The sequence below is a fragment of the Methanobrevibacter ruminantium M1 genome (genome assembly GCF_000024185.1).
Lineage (GTDB): Archaea > Methanobacteriota > Methanobacteria > Methanobacteriales > Methanobacteriaceae > Methanobrevibacter > Methanobrevibacter ruminantium.
The window spans coordinates 439,786-463,195 of sequence record NC_013790.1; the positions used below are offsets into that span (position 1 = coordinate 439,786).

The window sequence follows — 23,410 nt, forward strand, 5'->3', positions numbered from 1 at the left end:
GGAGAATTTTTATGGGAATTCGTGTTGTAGGAATGAAGGAAGAGGCAAGGTATGGAGTTGCGGAGTCAGCGCCGGACTTCCATCAGGAAGTTAGCAAGGCAAAGGCTTCCTTGAACTCCACTCCGAACACAAAGTCAAGCGGCTCAAGGATGAAGAAGAAGGCACGTGCAGGCGTGTACAAGCCTACTGCCAACATCGAAGGTGAAGTTGACTTGAAGAGGATAGGACATTATCTCAAGGCTTTCCTGGACAATTACCATTTTACTGACGGAGGCTCCAATCCAAACGTCCATGAGTTCTGGGGCGGAGAGAACAATAAATTGTCAAGCTTCACTCTTTGGGTAACTTTTGACATATTTGAGAAGACCATCGTTGGCTCATTGCTTGACAACTTCAAGATGGAGGTGAGCGACGAGTACATGAAGTTCACCGCTGACTTTGTCTACAAGACAGAGGAAAGCGATGAGATTGAGAACATTGAGCTCTATAAGGTGAAGCTTCTTGACGGCGATTGGGCATTGATGTTCTATGACGTTTCCGTTGAGATAGACGAGAACGCTCCTCCAGGAATTGTTTCAAGTTTCAGTTTTGACGGAAAGAACAACATCAATGTGGACAAGACTATCGGCTTAGGAAGCAGAGGTCCGCAGAGGAAGGCTGCTGCTCAAGGAAGGGACATATCCATTTCCTTTGTCTCCACTTTGGAAAGGGAGACCTTGGAGCTGATTCAAAAGGCTGAATACGGAGAGGTAGGCACAGAACCGTCTGAATGTAAGTTGTGCAAGATTCCATTGAAGCTCATCTGCAATGTCTGTGAGGACACAACCGACAGGCTTGAGATCACTTTCCCTGAATGTATCTTTGCTGTGGACTATGAGTTGAGCGAGGCTGACGAGATTGAGGTTACCTTCAACTTGGACGCCATGGGAACAGGATATGCCACAAAGTTGGACGGAACCCGCGTATTGACTGACATGTATTGCAGGCTTGTGAATGACCAGCCTGAGATAAAGAGCGGAGAGGGTGTTACAAGCGCCACCGTAAGGCTCACTGTCAAGGACGATAATAATCAGCCTGTGGCAAGCAATGCAGTAACTATTGTGAATAGAGTTACTGATGAGAGCTATGAGGCGACCACAGGCAGTGCAGGAGGCTGCTCCTTCAATGATGTGGAGCCTGGAAGGTATGATGTCATCGTTGAAGGATATGATGTTGTTGCAGGAAGCATAATCTCTGTCAATGACGATGAGGAAAGCTTTGACATTACTGTAGAGGAAATTGAAGAGGATTAGGTATTATGGTTGTAGTTAAGAAATCCGATATTTTAAAGGGCGTAAAAAAGATTGAAAAGGTGAAGATTGAGGCTTTGGACGGAGACGAGATGTACTTGAGACCGTTGTCCCAAGCCGAGATCAACGAGGTCGACGAGATTGAGGCAAAGGCTATGGGAATCTTCGAGACCAACGAGACCGCACACAGGGGAAGAAGGCAGAAGCCTAAGAGTGTGGTTGAGAGCAAAGGAAAGATAAATCTCGAATTGCAGCAGAAGGCACAGCACCAAGCCAAGACCAAGGCAATCTTCTTATCTTTAGATAATGAGAAGAATGTGGGAGAGGAGGCTTGGTCCGAAACCGAGATTGAGCAAATGCCTCACAAACTATTTGAGGAACTTTTCAATCATGTGAAAAGGTTGAGTGGAATAGAACTCGATGAGGATGACGTGGATACCTTTCATTAAATCAAAGGAAGGTAGGCAGATTCTATGGTTGGATTACTGTGGCTACCATTTAACAAGGTGTCAAAGTGATTTGACCATACTTCAAACATTATTCCTTGCAAAAGGAAGACTTGAACTATATCAGGAAATGAATAAAGTGGAAGAAAGTAAATTTTAGCTATTTTTCAGGAGTGAAGGAGATTGCCGTCAAGCAATGTAATGAACATAATAGTCAAGGCAGAGGACATGGCATCATCTGTCGCCCAAAAGGTTGAAAACAGCTTCAGGAAATTGGGAAACACAATAGACAGCACCTTCACCACATCTCTTTCAAACACCAAGTTCAATCAGGAACTCACTTCTTTTGGAACAGACTTGGACAAGGTAACCCAAAGGCTGAAGCAGGTAGGCGTGAACGGTCAGTCCAGCTTCAACCAGCTTACAAATGCTGAAAGGAGAACCTTGGAAAAGCTGAGCGAATTTGATCCAGTATCAGCACAGGTTCTTCAGCATCTGTCAAGAATCGGAATCACCGGTCAGCAGACATTCAACCAATTGTCGGTTTCCGAGCAGAAGTCATTGATGAACATGAAGTCAACCGCTCAGCAGCTGGAGGAAGTAAATTCCAAGCTGAGAGTTGTGGGAATCGGTGCGGCTCAGGCAGCGAACATGCTGAACCAGATGAAGCTTGACCCAAGCGTTGGCTCCAATCTGGACAGGGCTAAGCTGAAGGTTTCCGAGATGGGCTATTCCCTTGACAGCACAAAAGGGAAGATACTTGTCTTGGGCACAGCAATCCAGACCAGCTTGGGCAACAAGTGGGACTCAATCAAGACCAAGGTTCAGACCACAGCCACAAACATTAGGACAGCATTGGGAAATGCACTGACTTCCGTGAAGTCAAAGGTCCAGAACTTGGGAAATGCCTTCAGCGGTCTTGGAGGAATAATATCCTCTGCAATCGGTGCGATAGGAATGGCTTCCATCTCACAGCTGACTGTTGGCTTGGCTATGAACCGTGAGAGGATGACTGCCTTGACAAACGCCACAATGGGAGGCGCTAAGGCAGGAGATCAGCTGCTCAACGGATTCACAGGCGTGAACAAGGTCTTCAAGGACTTGAATGGAAACTCAACAAACTACTTCATGGGTCTTGACGAGATGACTAACCACAGCCTTGTCTCATTGGACGATTTGGGACAGGCTATGTCAACAATCAAGATGTCCACAGGAATGAGCAATGAGGAATTGATGATGTTCTCAAGCACCGTGAACGATGTTGGACAGAGAGCCATTTTGATGGGAAAGAGCGGTGAGGAGGCGATTTCCCTCATGCAAGCGGCAGGAAGAGGTCTGAACGGCGAGTTTGACATGCTGAAGACAAACTTCGGAATCACCAAGGACACCCTTACTGACCTTGGATGGAGTGGTGCCGCTGACGATGTCAAGGGCTATCAGGAGGCATTGGACAAGGCTCTTGAGAAGGGTGGAGACATGGACGGAATGCTCGACACCACAACAGGACACCTTGAGACATTGAAGAAGAACTTCCGTGTTGCAGGAAGGCATGTGGGAGAGATGTTCACTCCATACATAGACATGGCAGTCCAGAAACTGAATGGCTTGAAGGAGACATGTCCTGGCTTGTTTGAGAACCTTGTCATGATAGCGGGTGCAGTGAGCGGATTTGCCACTGTGGCTCCAAGCATTGCTCCTATGATAAGCGTCTTTGGAGATGTGGGAAGTGCGATAAAGAGGACAGCAGGATTCTTGGGACTGATGGAGGTTGCAGAGGACGCAGTAACCTTGAAGTCAACATTCCTGACAATAGCTCAGATTGCAGGCGCTGACGCAGCTGTGCTTCAGACTGCCGCAAACAGCGGTTTGACTGCAAGCTTCTGGGCAATGGCTGCTGCAATCTTGGCTAACCCTTTGACTTGGGTTGCAGTTGCACTTATAGCCATTGCAGTAGCAGTCTATGAGGTCGGAAAGAGTTTCGGATGGTGGTCTGATATAGGCTCCATGATTGGTGCTGTTTGGGCAGGAATCCAAAGGCTTTGGAGCGCCTTCATAAACAATCCTAACGTGCAAGGATTCCTGAAGGACCTGTCTAACGCATGGAATGACATATGCGAGGCATTGGCACCAGTCATCGATTGGGCTAGGAAGGCTTGGGCTGAGCTGTTCCCTCCTAGCGCCACAGGAAGCTTTGACATTGTCAGGGCGATAATTGACGTTTTCGGACAGTTGGGAGACTTCTTAGGCAAGGTTGTGAATGCCGTAAAATCTGCTTGGAACGCATTGGGAGGATTTGCCGGATTCCTTCCTATGCTGTTGGGACCTGTAGGAATGGTTGTCATGGCTTTGAGAATGATTGTCTGCATACTTTTAGGTTGCAGTCCAGGCATAGTTCCTGCATTGCAGAAAACACAGTCAGTGTTCATGAGCGTTTTCGGTGCAATTGCAGAGTTCATTGGAGGTGCTGTAAGCAATGTTGTAGCCATTCTCACAAGGATAATATCTGCATTGACAGGAATCTTCACTCGTGTGAGTTCAATAGTGAGCACATATCTGGCTAAGATGATAAGTTCCGTGATCTCTTGGGCTTCATCCATTGTCAGCAAGGCAAAGAGTGCAAGTTCCAAGTTCCTGACAAATGTTGTGAATTACTTCAGCAAGTTGCCAAGCAAGGTCTGGAACCATCTGAAGAACATCATTCAAAAGGTTACCAGTTGGGCGACTTCAATTGTCTCCAAGGGAAAGAATGCTGCCAGCAAGTTCCTGACTGCTGTGGTGAACCATTTCAGCAAGTTGCCAGGAAAGGTCGGCACCTATGTCTCCAATACTGCAAGCAGGATTTCATCCGGTGCCAACAAGTGGGTTTCCAATGCTCGAAGCAAGGCTTCAAGCACAGTGAGTGCCGTTACAGGACCAATCAGCAAGTTGCCGGGAAAGGTCTACAATGAGTTCATGGGAATAGGCTCACGAATGCTGAGTGCAGGAAGCGCACTTGTTTCAAAGGCTCGTCAGATAGGAAGCAACATAGTCAGCGGACTGTTGAATGCCATGAACATTCACTCTCCAGGTACAATTCAGCAGAAGGTTGTTGCAGAATTTGAGAACACCCTTTCACGTGTAGGTAGCATGGATTCAACTGCTCTTGATGTCGGGCAATCCGTAGGTAACAGCATTGTCCGTGGATTCACTGATTTCGGCTTGGATACCGGTAGCTTCAATGCGGACTATTCCACAGACTACAATCTCAACAGGAAAAATGACGATAACCTTGACGTGAACATAAAGCAGGAACTGGAATTCGTGTTTGACTTCAAGAATCTGCCTAATGATGTAGATGAGGACAAGCTATTGGAAATGCTTAAGGAAATGGTTACCGACAAGAGCGTCATACAGGCTCTCGTGAGCAATCCTGATTTCCAAAGCATGGACACAAAGGTGAAGAACAGCATAATCGCAAAGGTCAAGAGAGCAAGAGGTGTCTAGAATGGCAAGTGTTACAAAATATCCGAGCAACGTTTCACAGACCACTGGAGGAAAGTTCGTGTCCTTCAGCAATCTGGCAAACATAAAGAACAATGCTGACGGAGCGCATGCCGTGAGCAGTGTTCTTATCAAAAGCAAGAAGCAGTCTCCAAACAGACCGTCCACAGTCTCATGCAAAGGCTTCGGATTCAGCCTTCCTGAAGGTGCTGAACCTACTAAAATCACAGTAACTTATAGGCATAGGAAGAATGCTGGAAGCGACTACAGCTCAAAGAACAAGACTCACATATGCAACATCGGAGGACCTACAATCTCACTTTTAGGAGTCAGCGGATTCAGCAGCAAGGGAAGCGGGTGCACCACCACTATGACCACTCACACAAAGGCTTTCAGCGTTCATGGAAAGCTCTCTAGAGCACAAGTAAATAGTGCAAATTTTGGAGTGAAGCTTGACTATCCTACCAACAGCAACACCTACAACGGATACATGAGGATAAGCTATGTCCGTGTTACTGTCGAGTACATCACAAGCCAGTACAGCGTAAGCGTCAAGCATGTCAGCGGAACCTATGAGGATGAGGACTATGTGGTCTCATTAGGCATAAGCAACAAGAACCTCACAAGCTACAACCCTACATGCACGCTGACGGTTCCTGCTGGATTCACCTATAAGGGCGTTACAGGTGCAGCCACCGGAACCGTAACAAAGGTCAACAACAGGACTTTCAGCTGGAACCCTCAGCTGCAGGGCAGGGCAGGAAGCAGGCAGATAAGCCTTGCATTTGAGCCTAATGTAACATTTCCGGAAGGCACTGACTCATATTCTGGAACATTCAGACTGTCCGAGAGCCTTAACGGTGCAAACAGTAGCCTCAATGCCGTCATCAGCAAGAGACCTGCTCCTTCAGGCAGCGAGACTGCTGGCGAATCGACACAAGTCTTGGAGAACGAGGACACATTAAGCGGAAACGATTCCTATCTCATCCTCAATGTAGGCGAGGAGTTCCTTTTCTCCGTCGAGTTCACTGATGCTGAGAATGCTGTCTATAATCGCATAGGCAATGGAGAGGACGATTGGGGAAGGATTGCATTGACATTGTTCAAGCTTGTCGACGGCAGTTGGATCGGAAGGAGCCATTACGATGTGTCAACCCAATTGGAGTATGACGAATCAATTCCTGAGGAAGTTGCATTGGCTGAAGGCGACAAGTGGAGCCTCAATAAGACATTGAGCATAGGTCAGGTCGGAACATACAGGTTCTCCTTGAGATACGAGAACGAGCACAACCATGAGCTTGACTATGACATGAGGCAGTTCCTTGCCTATGTCAGACCTTCCGAGGAACAGTTGGGCAATCCTTGCTTCACTGTCTTGAGGCTGTCCGATGAGGAGTGCGACAGGCTTGGAAGCCTCCACACATACATCGCACAGGCATACATGAAGCACATTACAGATGACACACATCCTCGGGACTGGTACAGGAACCTTCGCCTTGGAGTGTTCAACAATGCAATAGCCGATAACATAACAGTAACCTCCGAAGAGGTCGACGGTGAAATCATTGAAACTGTTGAGGACAGCACAGACTATGAAAGCCTCACCAATGAGGACATCTTCAATAATGCCGAATACTGGAGCGATGCCTTGGCAAATGTGAATGAGTTCGACAATCTGGAATGCGAGTTCACCTACAATGAGGACTATCCTCTCTGCATCATCATGACCGGAGACTACAATGAGGCTGATGGCTATGATTATGATGTGGGAACTGTCGAATACACAAATCCTTGCATAGTTGAGAAGGATGTCTACAAGCAAAGAGAACCCAGCGGAAACTATCCTATTCCTTTGGAGAATGTTCTCTCAAATGACGATTCAAGCGAATTGGGAATAGAGCAGTTCAACATCAGCACTCCAATAATCCTCTACACTCTTCCCTTCGATGAGGGCTACGGCACCAACGAGGAGATGACTATAAGGGGAATCGAGGTTAGCGGAACACTTGAGCAGAGCGATGAGCTTACAGTGAATGCTAAGCTCAAGTCTCCAACTGGAATAAGCGGTACAAGAAGCATTATCATCGAGGAGAATGACCTGACCCTTGACAGCACAAACGAGTTCAGGATTGGAGGGTTCGGAGACCTTTGGGGCTTCTCCACATTTGACCTTACAAATCTTGATGACTTTGAACTTGAGCTAACCGTGAACAACAATATACATGATACTGAGGCAAACATAAATTTCCAGGACGTGAAGATAACATTCTATCTTGAATTCATACAGGACCAGAAGATAAACATCAAGATAAATGAAGAGGACCTAAGCTTTTATGGGGTTTTCACCGATGACGTTATCATTCCTGAAGGGCTTGAGACAGATACTAGCTTCCTTACGATAGACGGCACCGACACAAATGACGCATATAGGCAGAACATCAAGGAAAAGGAGATTGAGCTTATTCTCTACATTGCAGAATGCGATTTCCAAAGCAGCACTGACATGCTGAGGCAACTGTCAAAGGTTCTCGTGAATGAAAGGGATGACTATAACCGTCCGATTCCCAACAGGATTGAGTTCTCGCACTATCCTGACGTCTATTTTGAGTATGTGATGGAGAGCGCATTGAGCGTCGAGTCAGACATCAGCACCTACAACATAAAGGCGAAGCTCACCATTCCTAGCGGAACTGCCTTCAGCAAGAAGACCTATTCCACAGGAGTAGATGGCTATGTTCAGGGAATTGCTCCTGTCAATCCTGTAATAACATTCAAGCCTCAGAGCGACACCGTTGAAATCCTTGAAAGGAAGAGCGGACAGAGGTTCAACATGACCTACACTGCTGGATGGGAAACAATGATTGCAGAGATAGACTGCGAAAGCCATACTGTTGTTCTGAAAACGGATGAGGACGATTCCGAGATGACTGACATAAGCGGAGCATGCGACTTCAATGTGGACTGGTTCAGCCTTCATGGAGAGTATCAGTTTGAAGGGACAGGGTGCAACATAAGGACAGTAAGCTACAACGAGAGGTGGTGATTATGGGCATAGCTATTGTTGTTATGGACAATGAGGAGAACTTCCTGCAATTCCTTGACCCTGATTTATGCACCATCAATGAGACCATAGAGGAATTGGGCTTGAGGACTTTGGAGTTCAACTACAAGTTTCAGGACTATGTTGAGGACAGGGATCTTTTCAGGATAGGTAACAAGATCTGGATTAGCAATTCCCAGAGCTTGGAGGACTGCCTTTATGTGATAAACACTCCTGTGGAGAACAGCGTCTATCAGGAGAACTACTTTGCATGCGAGATTGAGGAGGTCTTGGCTGAGCTATACTATGCTCCATTGTTCAGCCAGACCGAACTGACAAGTGCCAACGGCTTCACATTGAGGACCACCAACGGAGAGCAGACCGTTGATGTGGACTGGAATGCCCTGAACTACTGGTTCGGATTGTATTTCAATATAGGTGTTGTTCAGGAATGCTTGGGAACCTATGCGAACAGGATAACTGTAAACGGAACAATGAACCGTTTGAACCTTCTTAGAAGCATTGAGGAGCAGACTGGAAATCGCTTTGTAACAAGGTATGAGAAGGACTTGCTTGACAACACCATACATCGCTATCTGGATTTCCTGAATCCTGTGAACGTGAGCAAGAACTGGAAATTGAACATCGAGTACGATTTCATCTATGAGGATGACGGTGAGTACTGTGAGGCATACACAAGCGATGGAAATCCTATAAGCGAAATATATGATGACATCGAGGAGGAGGACGATATTGTGGACTTCCCTCCATCAACTCCAAGGCTTAACGTTGATCCTGAAGGCATTGAGTTCAGGATAGTGAACGAGGACTTTGAGGTCATCAACAGCGACGGAAATGTCTATGTTGATGACAGACAGCAGACTCCTCTTGTCTGGAGCAGTGCGAGCGTTGGCTTTACAGGCGAGAACAGGCATGTCCTAATCACATTGTCCAAGGAGAAAAGCTTCGTGGAACTGAGCGTCAATGGGAAAAGCTTTGTGATGTTGGACAATGCAGTTGGCGATGTTGTGAGCACAGGATTTGTGAACCCAAGCAGTGAGCCGGTGCAGAGGAGCAGCACTGTAATCCCTGACGATTCGTATTTTGAAATCTTTGATGTCAGCAGGAACAGGGCTGTCTTCCGCACCTGCATAAACAGGGAGATCGGGCATGTGCATGAGGAGGTGCTTGACTTCGGATACAACTTGGAGGAGGTGTTCTTTGAGACAAACGAGGAGGACACATTCACAGCCATAAGCCCTGTGCTGAGCCTTGATGACGATTCCGAGGGTCTCACCAGAGCCAATATGAACACCATAATCAGTAACTACACTAATCTCAGCATACCTAAGGGGAAGATTATCCCGATGATTCTTGAAAGGGTGAACGTCAAGGCAACAACACTTGCCAATGCAAAGTCAAGCTTGGGCACTTTTGATGTGAGCAGGAACTACTATTCAAGACCCGTGCAGCCGAATGACAGCATTGACACATCAGACAGCTCAAACAACACTTGGGAGTTCTGGAGGGCGACAGCTTACTGGAGAGCTCCGTTTGCAAAGTTCGGCGGAGACTTGCACGTGGCGACCGATGCCGTCCTCAAGACACAGTACACTGACATCAGCGGAAGGTCCGACAATGGAGACGAAAGGAGAGTTACAAGACCCAAGATGGGCATGGTGGAGACAGGCGATGAGGACGCCTATGCAATCTACAATGATGTGGCATTGAAGCTCAAGGAGAAGATGTATCCTGAATTCAATGTTTCCGTGGATGTTGCAAATCTCCGAAAGGGAAGGTTCAATGACTACAGCCTCTACGATAAGGTTTACATAAAGCTACCCAACTCCACTGAGCTTGTTACCGCTCGCGTGACAAAGACAGTGAAGGACGCCAATGACATTTCAAGGAACACGGTTGAGCTGTCAAACTACACCTTCAGCTCCACCATAAAGAACATTCAGAATGAGACATTCATCGACGCCTACAACGTCAGCTTCAAGTATCCTAACAGCAAGACCCTTTCTGCAAGGCTTGTGAACCTTGACTATGACAATTCCAATCCGGATTCCGTTCAGTATCCTGCAAACCAGATGATAACGTTCACAGTTTACAATAAGGATAGCCAGTCCATAGTTGCCTCCTACAACAAGCTAACCAATGCACAGGGCTATGCAACAATCAACATGAAGTACGATCCTGGAAACTATGAGATCGACATAGGATTCGGAGGGGACGAGGAATACCTTGACTGCTCAACATCCGTTGAAGCCAATGTCTACGGAAAGAAGGTTGTGGAGAAGCCTGTTGTGGTGAAGACAAAGTCCAAGACAACCAAGAAGACATCCTCCAAGAAAAAGGCTTCTTCCAAGAGTACTGCCAAGACCAAAGCAAAGACCAGGAGCACCAAGAGATACTACAGCAAGTACGGCGTTAGCCCTGACGGAAAGTATCTCATGGCGATAGGTCGCCCAAGCGCAAGCGGAGAGCTTGCGAAATACGGATACAAGTTTTACAGGACAGTGTTCGTAAGGAAATGCCCTATGTGCGGAAGCACTGAGATCTACTGGTCAATCTTCTGGGCAGGAAACGAGCATGGAAGCTGGGGAAAGTTCCCTGCTACCGGAAGGAGAGAATCAGGCTCCGCAGAAGGTCAAATCTTTTGCAAGAAGTGCGATGCGGACTGGTCAATCTTCGGGAACAACCACAATTCAAGCCATAAGGACTTGAAGATTTACAAGAAGCCTGCAAGGAGCACAAAGTCAGAAGCCTACACCTTGAAGAAGGGCAAGATGTACTATGACACAGTAACAGTAACCGTCAAGGAGAAGAAGAACACAAGCTCCAAGGAAAGGGTTGTGTTGGCTAATGACATTCCTAAAGCCATTGTGCAGTTGGCTTTGAGCATTGTGGGAAACAGTACAGGTCTTGCTGCTGCGAAGAAGATAGCGAAGTGGTGCGGACACAAGAGGAACCTGAAATGGGTTGAATACAGGAACTTCAAGCATGGAGTCTCTTGGGTTCGCAGGAAGAGGAAATGCAACTGCTGCGATGGTGCAAGGTTCATGCTTACGCTGATGGACGCAGCAGGTTGCACTGAGAAGTTGAGGTTGCAGTATGTGAATGTGAGCGGAGGCAAGGGAGGTCATGTGTTCACCAAGATAACTGTCAAGGAGACAGGCTCTTGGTGCTATGTAGACCCCACCTGCAAGTTCGAGAACGGAAAGAACCCTTGGAACCACTACATCAAGGGATACGGCAGTCCTCCAGGGCATGTCTACAATTACAATGGTCCGATCAATCCGCCATTTTAGGAGTTGAATATATGGTCGAGAAGATTACAGTGAGTCCTCAGGAAGTCAGAGGATACGGAAATGTTGTTGATGAGAAGGAATTGGAAGATTACGGAAGCTACAGGTGTGATGTGAGCGAGAGCTCGGAGGTGATCAAGGGAGTTGAGGAAAGGATATTCAGCGTTTCTGGTGTTCCTGCTCCTGCTCTGAGCATTGCCAATGTTACTGAGGACACTCGCAGGGGCAGGTGCGCCCACATCTCCGCCTCATTTGAGGATGGGGAAGGCGATGGCTTGGATGATAAGGCAATTTCCCTTAAAAGCGGCGATGATGTCCTTGCAACCATTACAACTGGAAGTGGAGAAAACGTGTTTGATGTGGTCCTTTATGATAGCGCTCAGCTCTATGCTGTCTTTGATGGAGATGACTATTATCCTCCTGCTGTCAGCGAAGCAATCACAGTCAATCCTGCAAAGTCATTATGGGATGTCGAGTTCATCCTTGACGAGGAGGAGTATGAGGTTGGAGACACAGCCATACTGTCAGGGACCGTCGGAACGATTGTTGACGAGATTGTTGACGGAGAGATTGTTACCCGCAGGCAAATGGAGGCGAATGTTACATTGACTCTAGTAACGGATTTAGGAATAAGGCGCTGCTCCACCAATGCCAACGGAGAGTTTGTGCTTCAGGTGCCGAACATTCAGCAGAACCAATGGAGAGTAGTCATAGCCGCCACTAGCACCCATCTGGTCTTCAATGGCTTGATTGATGTTCCTGTCCATGACTATTCCTTAGTGATTTCAGGATCCGAAAATTCAACTGCCGCCTCCACTATATTGGTGGTCGGTCTCACCGACTTCAACAGCATGGTAGAGGGAGCAACAATATCCATCGCTGGAAGCGACGGCTCATCATACACCGCTGTAACGGATTCGATGGGAGGAGCAACAGTGAATGTGGGCAGACTGAACGGAGCCACAACATTCACTGCCACTTACGGCAATGTCTCCTCAACGGTTACGGTTGTGCCTCCTTTGGACTGGTACGATGCGTCAAACTACACCGCAGGCTCAGGCAGAATGCCTTCCTCAAGGGCAAGTTCAATCTATTTGCAGGCTGTGGGCGGAAGATGGCTCAACAAGGAGTTTACTGACAGTGAGTCATATGTCCTCGAGTTCGACCTTATCCTGAGCAAGAACAACCGTGAGGGTTTCTACTTCGGTGCAAACCCTAACTCAAACACAAACTCAGGAATCTCAATCTTCAAGGACATCTCAAACACCATGATTGAGACATTCGATTCCACAGGCACTGCAATAAGGCTTGAAAGCTCATTGTCAGGAAGCTATTTCAACACAGGCACTCATCACATAAGGATTGAAAGGGACTATGATGTAGCCTACATATACTTTGACGAGGACCTGATATTCGAGTTTGATGATGAGATATTGAGCTATGGTGCGGAGGATCAGATGTACAATACCGTCGGAATCCTATCTTGGGGCTCAGGCATCATCGAGTTCGGAAACTTTGAGTTGAGTGATTGAATATGAATGATGAAAGTTGCAGAAATTGTGTCTTCAGGAATGAGGATTATCCTCCTTTCTATTGCGATTTTGGAGATGACAATCCTGTTATATGTACAGTGAAGATGAAGAAGATGAGAGAATACAAGAAAGAGAAGTTAAGGAGTTGTTTGGATGGTTAGATTCAGCAGAGACATGCTCCAGGACGGAGCGAAGAGAATGTTCAAGTGGCTAAGAAAGGGCGAAGGGTTGCCTAACTACTTGATAATGTATGACATGGACAGGAATAAGGAGTATAAGTTGGTTCCAAAGGAATATGCAGGACTGTATGAGTCCAGAAACATATTCTGGATTAAGAACGGAAGGGAGCCTAACTATGTTACACTGACTTCCGTTGCAAGGAATCCTCTTGTGATGGACTACCAGAACACCAATTACACCTGTTGCCCAACCAGTTTGTCCCTTGCCTCACAAATGCTATATCACTATAAGTCAGAAAGTGAATGCGCTAAGGCTTTGGGAACTAGCAAGGGCAGTGGAACAAGCCCTGCACAGCTGATAGCCAATGCTCCGAAGTTAGGGTTCAAGATAATTCCTATCAAAAGAGACAGCAAGGAAGTGAAGAAATACTTGAAGAAAGGTTTCCCTGTAATCTGCCATTGGCAAGTGAACCAGAGCAGGAACTGCAAGGGAGACTATACTGGAAACTTCGGTCATTACGGTCTCATTTGGGACATGACCTCAACCCACTATGTTGTGGCAGATCCTGCCAAGGGAGTCAACAGGAAGTACAAATTCAGCTGCCTCGACAATGCTAACAAGGGCTACAGGCAGAACTACTATGTTGTCTGTCCTGCATAGGTTACTTTGCACATGCTCTGTAACAACCTTTTTATGTTGTCGAGTGCAACTATATTATACAGGACATGGCTTTTTCCTTTGATATTGTGAAGGGAGTAACCATATATACAAGCCATGTTCGATTTGAGATTATCCTTAGTGGTTTGGTACATGAAGGATGTAAAGGATAATCTCTCCCTACTCTCATTCTTATTTTTTTTCAAACATTTTTTTACTTTTCAAACGCTCTTAGGTATCCTCTTTATATGCTGAAGTCCAATGTATTATCAGGAGGCATGAAAGTTTTTTTTCTCACTACTTCTTGCTTTTTTTACTTCTGGGTGTACTATTTTTCCTTTTGTGCCTCTGAAGAGATTATCCTTAGGAAGTTGGTTTTGCAGAACTCTTCTGTTTTTTGGGATAGCAAGGATAATCTCTACCCACTCTCCACTCCACAAAAAGTTTTTATACCTTGAAACTAAATTTATTATTACAGGGCTAATCCTTTACTAAACCTTTACTCAATTACATATCACCCCCTTTACATATGTTTTTTTATAAGGAGGATTAGTCCTTTTTTTTAAACTTTTTTTTAGAAATTTTTATTATTAATAACATTTCATATTATAATATAGTTAATATAATATTGAGGGTTTAGATGAAAAAACATTGCTTTTATTTTTTAGGGGACAGTTTTGCCGATATATGCAATGAAGCCATGTTTTGTGAAAAACATTTAGTAGAAGGAAACTATTTGGATTCAATTATCCGTGCAGGAAAGGCTTCAGAGATAATAACTGTAAACATTTGTGAACTTGAAGGTCAAGATGGCTTAATAAGCTCTGGTCAGAAGAAAAGATTGGAAATGCTTGGATATAAGGGTATCATTTCTTATGATATTTATAAAAGATTAAACCATATTCGTAAAATTAGAAATAAGGCTGTCCATGGGCATTTAAGTGATATTGAAGACAATGCAAATATTCTGCATGCCTATCTGTATCTAATTTGCGCATATTTCTATAAGGAATATAGAGACACTAATTTTTCAGCGGAAGATTATACGGGCCCTATTATGGACATTGCCTCTAAGCCTAAAGAGACTGCTTCAGAGACTTCAGAGGATAATGAAAATATTGGAGAGTTTATTTCAAGTCCATTGGATGATTATCTTTTTGAAAAGTATGATGACAGTTACCTGTTAAATGAACTGTCTAAACTTAAGGACTCTTCAAAGGAAGCTGTTGAAGACGATAACTTAAGCGAATTTAAGGAATATCTTCATATTGACAGATCTATTCAAGAAGATTTTTTAAAGGCATTGAACAGAGCCACTAGTTTTAATTCATCTCATCTGATTATGCTTTGCGGTAGTGTTGGAGATGGGAAATCACACTTGATTGCAAATTTAAAAAAGAAAAACCCTGAACTCTTTAATCAATTTGCTATCCATTATGATGCTACAGAGAGTTTTGATCCTGAAAAGAATGCAATAGACACTTTAGCCTCAGTATTGGAACCTTTCAATGACAATAATCTTAACAATTCGACAGAAAAACTTATTTTAGCCATTAACTTGGGTGTATTGAACAATTTCCTGGAATCATCTTATGCTAATGAAGATTACACTAAACTCAAGTTAATTATAGAAGAAGCGAACATATTTGAATCTAATGAGGTTTCAGATAACATTTATGGAGATAAGGTTAGTTTTGTCACTTTCAGTGATTACAACATGTTTGAATTGAATGATGATGAAAATTCAAACTACACATCATCAAAGTACATCTCTTCCCTATTTAATAAGATAACCCAAAAGGAGGATACAAACCCTTTTTATGTTGCATATCTCAAGGATAAGGACTCTCACTTTATCAATCCTATAATCTATAATTATGAGATGCTGATGGATGAGGAGGTCCAGAAGACAATCATTGATTATTTAATCAAGATTTTCATAAAATACAGAAAAATCATTTCAACTAGAGACTTATTGAACTTCATTTATGAGATAATAGTTCCTCCGGAATTCCTGAAAAGTGAGGATTTGGACAATATCAATGATTTCATGGACTATTCATTGCCTAATTTACTCTTCGGATATCCAGAAAGGTCAGATTTATTGAAGCTATGCAATGAATTGGATCCGACATTGCATCGTAATGAATCTTTAGATAAGTTCATAATAGACTTGAACATTAATGACGATACTGAAAAGATATTAAATCGTTATTTTGATTTCACTCGTTTTAATTTCCTTGAAGAGTATGGAGAGTATCTGGTTGATTTTAGGGAGTTTAACAATTCTGAAAAAGAGAAGGTCACCAATATTCTAATTAGGTTTGCAGTATTCTATGGAAAGAGCATTATCAAGAATAATTTCAAGGATAAGGTTTATTTAAATTATTTAAAATATCTGTATGCCTATAATACACAGTCTCATAAGGATTACAAATATCTGTTCACTGAAGTTAAGGACGCTATTTTTAATTGGAAAGGTTCCTATAAGAAGAATACTATATGTATTGACACTTTGGATTCATTTAAAGTGTATAAAAATTTAAAATTAAAACCATCTGTTGATAAATTTGAAAAAAGTTTATTAGATGGTCTCTTTTTAGGAAATAGATTTAAAACAGATATAAAAATTTATTTTTCAGTTGAATCTAACAAAAAGAAAATACCTTTAAATGTTGATTTTTCATTATATCAATACATAATGAAATTATATAATGGTTTTAAGCCTAATCAATCAGATAAAGACGATTTAATAATTTTAGATGAATTTATTAATAATTTATTAGATGAAGATACAGATGATGATTTATATGTAATTAGTTTAGAAACTTATGAAGAATTTTTATTTGAGTCAAATGATTTTGGCACTTTTGAATTTAAGAGGGGTTAAAAATGGATTTTTCAGAAAATTATAATATATTATTAAAACAAATGACTTGTGATGTAAATAAAAGGAAATTAATACATCAGATTAATCAAAATTCTCCATTGTTACCTTTTAAAACTAATACTCCTAAAAAAGCTAATTTTGAAAATGGTTTTGATATAATATTGGGTGAATTATCCAGAATCTTATTAAATAAAACTATTGAAAAAAATTTTAAATTAGATAATATTGTTTCAAATTTAATTGATAATAATATTGAAATTGAAGATGGAACTAAGGAGTATATAACAAAATTGCTAAATGAATATTTATTCGATGAAAAAAATGATTTAAAAATATCTCATCCGAATTTGTATTTATATATTCCTCTTTCAAATAATAAAAGTTCTAATGGAGAACAGGAAGTAGCATTGTTTTTAAGAGATATTTTTTGTAAGAATAATCAAAATCTTATTAACTTTTTTGAATCATATGATTCAAATCACATTATCTTAAATTTAATTTTAAAAAATACTCCTAATTTACATCATAAAATAACTGAAACTAAGTATGTAATTCATTTTGAGGAAATTGCAAATTTATTTAATGAAGATATCAATTATGCAATACTTTATAAGAAATTTTTTATGGAAAACATTGGTAATATTTTTGCTTATTACTATTTCTTTTATATCTCTCAATTAATTCTAAAAATTTCTAAAGGCTTTAATGATAATAATGAATTTGAAAAATTGTACTATTTATTGGACTGGGAATCTGCAAGTAAAAATCGTAAATCATTAAATAGTTATAGTTTACTAAAACATCATTCTAAACCATTATATGCAAAAATGGCAGTCATAGATCAAATAAATACACTATTAGGTACAAATAATTTATTGGAAAAAGATATTTCAGAATATTTTAATAATTTGGACATCAATTCTAAAAATAATTTTTTACATTTTCTTAAAAAATGGGTTTCAGATTATAGGTATGTAAGGAATTTTGATGATAAAGAATTACCAGATAATTTATTAGAATTAACTGAAATTCTTTTTGAAAGTTTAAAAAATGAAAAACTGGGTGTGGATGGAGCTGTACAATCTAGGTACGCTTTAAATCTTGAAGATATAGCTAAAAAATATTTGTTAAAGCGTAGAGGTTCGTATGGTTATGTATTAAATATTAATAGAGATATGTTGCTTGTTTTAACTGCATTATGTGTTAAAGATAAGAAAATTAAGTTAAATCAACTATTTATTGAATTTGAGAAAAGAGGAGTTTATTTTGACAAATATTCAAAAGAAGAAGTAGTAAATTTTTTAACTAAATTAAATTTAATTGACAAGAAAAGTGATAGTGGAGATGCTCAATATGTTAAACCAGTTTTATGATTATCTATCTAATAAATTACTAAATTATTTTGATGATACTAAGATTTTAAGTGGTGAAAAATTTTTCATTAGTTTTGATGAAGATGACCAAATAATGTCTTTTTATAATAGTTTAAGAAGTATTGCAGAAACTAATTTTTCTTGTTCTGAATTCATATATGTCCATACTATTTCAGGAAAGGAATATAATACTTATTCCATAAACATTAATGGAGTCAAATTTGTCATTTCTGAAAGTTTAACAATTAACGTAGATTTCTTAGTTACTTTAAGAAATCAAGTTACTTCTCAAGAGGGTGTTTGGAAGGATACTGCATTATTAGTTATCTGTAATGAAGCAATAGATAGTATTGGAAAAGGTATGAGAAATTTACAGAAAGAAGGAATGCCATTAAATGTAAAATCTATTTCAAAAAATTTAGAGGATGAAATTAACGATTCTCAAATTCTTAACTATTCCGATAAGCAAATCGCTAAGTTTTCTTTGAATATTCAAGAAGAAGAATTGTTTCAAACAACATTATGGGATTATGAAACTATCTTATCAATAATCAACAAGGGTTTTGTTAGTGATGAAGATTTAAGAGAGTTGAATCTTTTTAAAGATGACCAACTAAATCAAAATTCTCCTCAAAAGATGTTAAAAAGATTAAAAGAAAATTATGACACATTTAATGAAGTAAATAAATTTTCACAATATGGAGATAAAAAAGAACAGCTTAAAAATATGTTTACTGATTCTGGAGTTTCTATTTTAAGTAAAGATGACTGGTATAAAGCAGAATGGAAAATGGTTAAAAAATCAAAGGATGACTTTATTAATCAACAAAATCCTTTAAATTACAATGAAAATCTTGAAAAAATCACAGAAAATGGCTTAAATTATTGGGAAATTCCTAACTCATTTACTAAAACTGGAAAAAGAAAACGAAATATCATTGTTTTTAATCCAAATCATTCTCATGAAGTTAGTTTAAAGTTCAGTTTTGATCAGATTCTTAGTAATTCATTCCTTAATACAAATTCAAAAAAATTCACTATTGCAAGAGGCAAATCATTAATAGTCAATTTTACTCTGGATTCTAGTGAACCAATTTTCAAAACTATAAAATATAAACATAAAAATGAAAATATCTCTGAATTTACTTTTAATATTGTTGTTTTGAATTTTGAGCCTGAAATTTTTAATTCTATTAAATCTCGTTTTAGTGTCAATGTCAAATCTAAACAGATTATTGTAACAAATGATGAGGATAGTTTTGATATTGTTTTTGGTACTGGTTCAAAAGAAATAGAGAAATTAATTAAAGAAAATGGTGAAAAGTTATATCTTTATGATGATGAATCTTTAATAATTTCTGAACAATCTCCTGCTTGGAATGATGGAAAATTAAGTTTTAAATTATATAAAGACAATAATTATGCCCCATTTTTGATTAAAGAAAAATCTAAGAAAACACTGCCAGTAAATTCCTATGTAATTTGGAATTTGAAAAGAAGAAATATGGAAAACTTTATTTTTAATGGAGTAAAAGCTGTTCAAGATGTAAACAGTTTCTATCTCGTAGAAGAATTTAAAGAATTTCTAAAAATGGAACGAGAAATCATTAAACAGGACATATTTTATGCTAAAAGGAATATTGATGGTTCTTTAGAAAAAATTGAAGTTTCATTCAGTAACGAGTTAGAAACTGCTTACATGGACATATTTAATTATTATAAGACTTTTGATGATTCTCCAGAAGACAATCTTCCAAGTTTAGTTTATTTAAATGATGATTTAAAAGAGTTATATAAGAAATTTATAACTATCTTCAATAAGGAAATATCAGAAATTGAAGAGAATTCTATTTTGTCTGATTTTAAATATAAAAAGAATTTGCTTAAGTTAGGTCGTATTGAAACTGATAACAAAATAATGTATTCTCCATTATCTCCACTAAATATCGCTTATCAATTAGAAGTTTCTAAACAATGCGGAAATGAGGATTTATCCGTAAATATATTAGAACGGTTAGTTCCAAATAACTTAATTCCTTATATTTGTTCAGATGATGGAAAAGAATTGTTTAGACCTATTTATCAAGAAGAAGCTCATGAATGGTTGATTTATGAGAAAAGTGAAGAAGTATCAATTGGAACAACAAATGTATTTATTTCTAATGTTGTTACTGAAAAACTTAATCAATTTGTCAAACATTTTAATTACTTATTTAGTTTTAACAACTCCTCACCAATTAAAATTAACTTAATCAATATAAAAGATGATAAAGAAGTTGTGAAAGGAGTATTTAATTTTATTAGATCTAGATTGCCTGATAAAACTAAAACAAAAAAAGTTATTCCTGTTGAAATCAATATTTACAACGACGCTGAAAAGAGTTCTTTTGACAATTTATTTGATTGTCAGTCTGAAATTCAGTTACTGGAAGAATTTGGAATTAAAAAATTAAAATCAGATATTTTTGATCCTATAGATATTATCCATATGATTCAAAATAATATTTCATATTATAAACATCCATTTAAAAAAGAAGAATATGAATATGCTCATCTTTCTTTCTATAAAGTCAAATCACATAACAATATTGCAAATGACAATATGGATAAAATTGAAACTGGATTATCTTTAAACGGTTTATTATCTTCAGTTACATCAACTACTAAACATTCAGAATATAGAACGGGTTTCGGTACAAACAATATTTTAAATATGAGTAATCCTCTTATTAAAACAGTGATTAACTTGAACGAACTTGTTGAGAATAGCAAGAACTTTGGAAAAAATACTTATTCAAAAAATAAATCAGTTATCACTACTGTTGAATTAGAAGAAGACAATATTGAAGAATTGTACGACAAATCTCATTGGGTAACATTTATTGAACCTACATTTGGTATCGAATACTTTGACAGTTCTGATAGTAATTTGATCATTATTCATTACAGCGATCAATATAGTTCCTCTAGCAAGTATGATACTATTACTGTAACTAATAAATCAACACAATATGAGGAAATTATAAGAGATTTCCTCCAATCTAAATATGTAAAAGTTACAGATGAAGAATTGTATGATGTAATAAAGATGTTTAATTCAATTAATGGTGAATGGTTACTTAGAGTAATTTCTAATTCCGGCCATTATGATAGGGAAAAATTAAGTATTATTTCTGCTATTAAATATTGCTTATCCATTTTGGACCATAAAGATATTGTTTGGATTCCAGTTTCTATGGAAGAAATCTTAAGAATTGCAGGAAATGTTAAATTAGATAAAAATAAAGGAATTTTTGACTCTAAGTTAATAAAAGGAAATCATAGTGATGATCTGCTATTCATTGGTGTAAAATTCAATGAAGATAATAGAATCGAAGTTATATTCTACCCAATCGAAGTTAAAATAGGTTTGAATAATGCTTCAACTATTAAAAAAGGTAAAAGTCAATTAGATAATACTTATAAACTTCTTAAAACTCAACTACAAAATATTAATGTAGAGAATTCTGAATTTAGAAATAAATTCTTTAGAAATTTCTTCATCCAAATATTATTGTCCAATGAGCAAAAATTAGTAACTAATCATATTTGGGATGAAAAAGGATTGGATAGAATTGAAGAATTCAAAGCAGAACTATTAAATGATGAATATGATATTTTATATGGTTTAGAAGAGTACATTGGTAAAGGTTCTTTGGTTTCATTTAAAAAAGAATCTCATCACATCTCTATCTATATGGATGTTGATAAGCAAGTAATTGAGTTACCAGAAGATTTTGCTTATTACGGTTTAGCCACTCCTATAAGAGAAATCCATGATGAGATTCAGTCAGACAATACAGATATTCTTGCAGAAACATTGTTATCACATGTAGATATAAGTGAAATTAGAGCAAAGAATAATGATATATGCGATTCAAATGAGGATATGTCAATAGATGATGATTTTGATAATTTAAGTGAATTTGAGGATAGTTTTATTGAAGAAGAATCAGAAATTTCTGAAGAGCCTGATGAAGAATTAACTGATGCAACTTCAAGCAGTGATAATGAATCAATTGAGAATATTGGAGAATCTCCTTCTAAAATTTCTAATGTCAGAGCATTAATTGGAACTCAGAAGGGTTATAATCATAAAGTTTATTGGGAATTTGGACATCCTTCTTTAGCAAATAGGCATATGTTAATTCAAGGAAAATCTGGACAAGGTAAAACATATTTCATTCAACGAATGTTAAAAGAGTTGTCTATTCAAGGCATTCCTAGCATAATTATTGATTATACTGATGGATTCAAGCCTTCTCAATTAGAACCTAATTTTAAAGACTCTTTAGGAGATAAAATAAGCCAATATTTTGTTGTAAAAGAAAATTTCCCAATAAATCCATTTAAACGAAACACTATCATGATTGATAAGGACATATTTATTGAAGAAGACAACAGCACTATTGCGAGCCGATTTAAATCTATCATTAATTCTGTTTATGGGCTAGGTATTCAACAGTCCAATACTTTATATCAAACAGTTTTAGATTGCTTGGATAAGTATGATGATAATTTTGATTTGAATATCCTAAAAGAAGAAATTCTAAAAGACGAATCAAATAGTGCACAAACAGTCTTGAATAAATTAAATGAGTTATTGGATAAAAATCCGTTCGCATCCACTGATTTCGACTGGTCTGTCTTAGATAATAAAGACGGTAAAGTTTACATTATCCAATTAACTGCACTTTCTAAGGATATACAGACAATTATAACTGAATTCATCCTTTGGGATTTATGGAATTACAAATTAACAAATGGTAGTGAAGATAATCCTTTCATTGTTGTTTTAGATGAAGCTCATAATCTTGATTTTTCCAATGACTCTCCATGTAGTAAAATTCTTAAAGAAGGCAGGAAATTTGGATGGTCTGGGTGGTTTGCAACACAATCTGTTAAAGGATCTATGAAAATTGATGAAATAGCTAAATTAGAGAATGCAGATGAGAAGATATATTTCCATCCAACGGATGTTTCAACAATAGCTAAAGATTTGTCAAAAGACAATGAAGATAAAAAAATATATGAAAAAGAGTTATCTCAATTGACAAAAGGATATTGTATTGTTCAAGGGTCTGCAATAGATTCAAGTGGCAATTTGTATCAGCCAAATCCTGTAACTGTAAAAATTGAGGAGATAAGTTTTGATGAAAATTAATTTGATTGA

At 38.9% G+C, this 23,410-nt stretch carries 14 protein-coding genes; 13 read left to right on the top strand and 1 reads right to left on the bottom strand.

Features of this window, described 5'->3' with window-relative positions; translation table 11 throughout:
* The first annotated feature begins 11 nt into the window (after positions 1–11).
* The 7 genes from MRU_RS01610 (at position 12) to MRU_RS01635 (ending at position 11,569) form a co-directional block, all read left to right on the top strand.
* Positions 12–1,292 carry a phage tail tube protein gene (locus tag MRU_RS01610; protein ID WP_012955121.1) on the top strand — a complete coding sequence of 427 codons (1,281 nt, stop codon included), beginning with the start codon at positions 12–14 and terminating at the stop codon, positions 1,290–1,292.
* Between the two features lie 5 nt (positions 1,293–1,297).
* Positions 1,298–1,738, top strand: a complete 441-nt coding sequence (locus MRU_RS01615; RefSeq protein ID WP_012955122.1) for a hypothetical protein — start codon at positions 1,298–1,300, stop codon at positions 1,736–1,738.
* Positions 1,716–1,895, top strand: coding sequence for a hypothetical protein (locus MRU_RS01620; RefSeq protein ID WP_048812366.1), 180 nt, complete (start codon positions 1,716–1,718; stop codon positions 1,893–1,895). The genes MRU_RS01615 and MRU_RS01620 overlap by 23 nt, the downstream gene beginning before the upstream one ends.
* Positions 1,896–2,471: 576 nt before the next feature.
* Entirely contained in the window at positions 2,472–2,606 is a 135-nt protein-coding gene (locus MRU_RS12130; RefSeq protein WP_265101241.1) for a hypothetical protein, read from the top strand.
* Between the two features lie 209 nt (positions 2,607–2,815).
* Positions 2,816–5,218 (top strand): phage tail protein, encoded by a 2,403-nt coding sequence (locus tag MRU_RS01625; protein WP_143714282.1) that lies wholly within the window; start codon positions 2,816–2,818, stop codon positions 5,216–5,218.
* A 1-nt stretch (position 5,219) separates the two neighbouring features.
* Positions 5,220–8,258, top strand: a complete 3,039-nt coding sequence (locus MRU_RS01630; RefSeq protein ID WP_012955124.1) for a hypothetical protein — start codon at positions 5,220–5,222, stop codon at positions 8,256–8,258.
* A gap of 2 nt (positions 8,259–8,260) precedes the next feature.
* Positions 8,261–11,569, top strand: coding sequence for a hypothetical protein (locus MRU_RS01635; protein WP_012955125.1), 3,309 nt, complete (start codon positions 8,261–8,263; stop codon positions 11,567–11,569).
* Between the two features lie 620 nt (positions 11,570–12,189).
* On the opposite strand, the gene MRU_RS11885 is transcribed toward MRU_RS01635, so the two are convergent.
* Positions 12,190–12,333, bottom strand: a complete 144-nt coding sequence (locus MRU_RS11885) for a hypothetical protein (RefSeq protein WP_171776156.1) — start codon at positions 12,331–12,333, stop codon at positions 12,190–12,192.
* Positions 12,334–12,507: 174 nt separating this feature from the next.
* Between MRU_RS11885 and MRU_RS11640 the strand changes: the two genes are divergently transcribed.
* From MRU_RS11640 to dptH, 6 genes are all read left to right on the top strand, one after another.
* A complete protein-coding gene (locus tag MRU_RS11640; RefSeq protein WP_143714283.1) occupies positions 12,508–13,098 on the top strand; it encodes a hypothetical protein in 591 nt (196 codons plus the stop codon).
* Between the two features lie 2 nt (positions 13,099–13,100).
* On the top strand, positions 13,101–13,259 hold the full coding sequence (locus MRU_RS11890) for a hypothetical protein (RefSeq protein ID WP_012955127.1): 159 nt from the start codon (positions 13,101–13,103) through the stop codon (positions 13,257–13,259).
* 37 nt (positions 13,260–13,296) lie between these two features.
* On the top strand, positions 13,297–13,938 hold the full coding sequence (locus MRU_RS01645; RefSeq protein WP_171776157.1) for a cysteine peptidase family C39 domain-containing protein: 642 nt from the start codon (positions 13,297–13,299) through the stop codon (positions 13,936–13,938).
* Between the two features lie 637 nt (positions 13,939–14,575).
* Positions 14,576–16,825 (top strand): DNA phosphorothioation-dependent restriction protein DptF, encoded by a 2,250-nt coding sequence (dptF, locus tag MRU_RS01650; RefSeq protein WP_012955129.1) that lies wholly within the window; start codon positions 14,576–14,578, stop codon positions 16,823–16,825.
* A 2-nt stretch (positions 16,826–16,827) separates the two neighbouring features.
* Positions 16,828–18,198: a DNA phosphorothioation-dependent restriction protein DptG gene (gene dptG, locus MRU_RS01655; protein WP_012955130.1), complete on the top strand. Its 1,371-nt coding sequence runs from the start codon at positions 16,828–16,830 to the stop codon at positions 18,196–18,198.
* Positions 18,179–23,401, top strand: a complete 5,223-nt coding sequence (dptH, locus tag MRU_RS01660) for a DNA phosphorothioation-dependent restriction protein DptH (protein WP_012955131.1) — start codon at positions 18,179–18,181, stop codon at positions 23,399–23,401. Before dptG ends, dptH begins: the two co-directional genes overlap by 20 nt.
* Positions 23,402–23,410 lie beyond the last annotated feature (9 nt).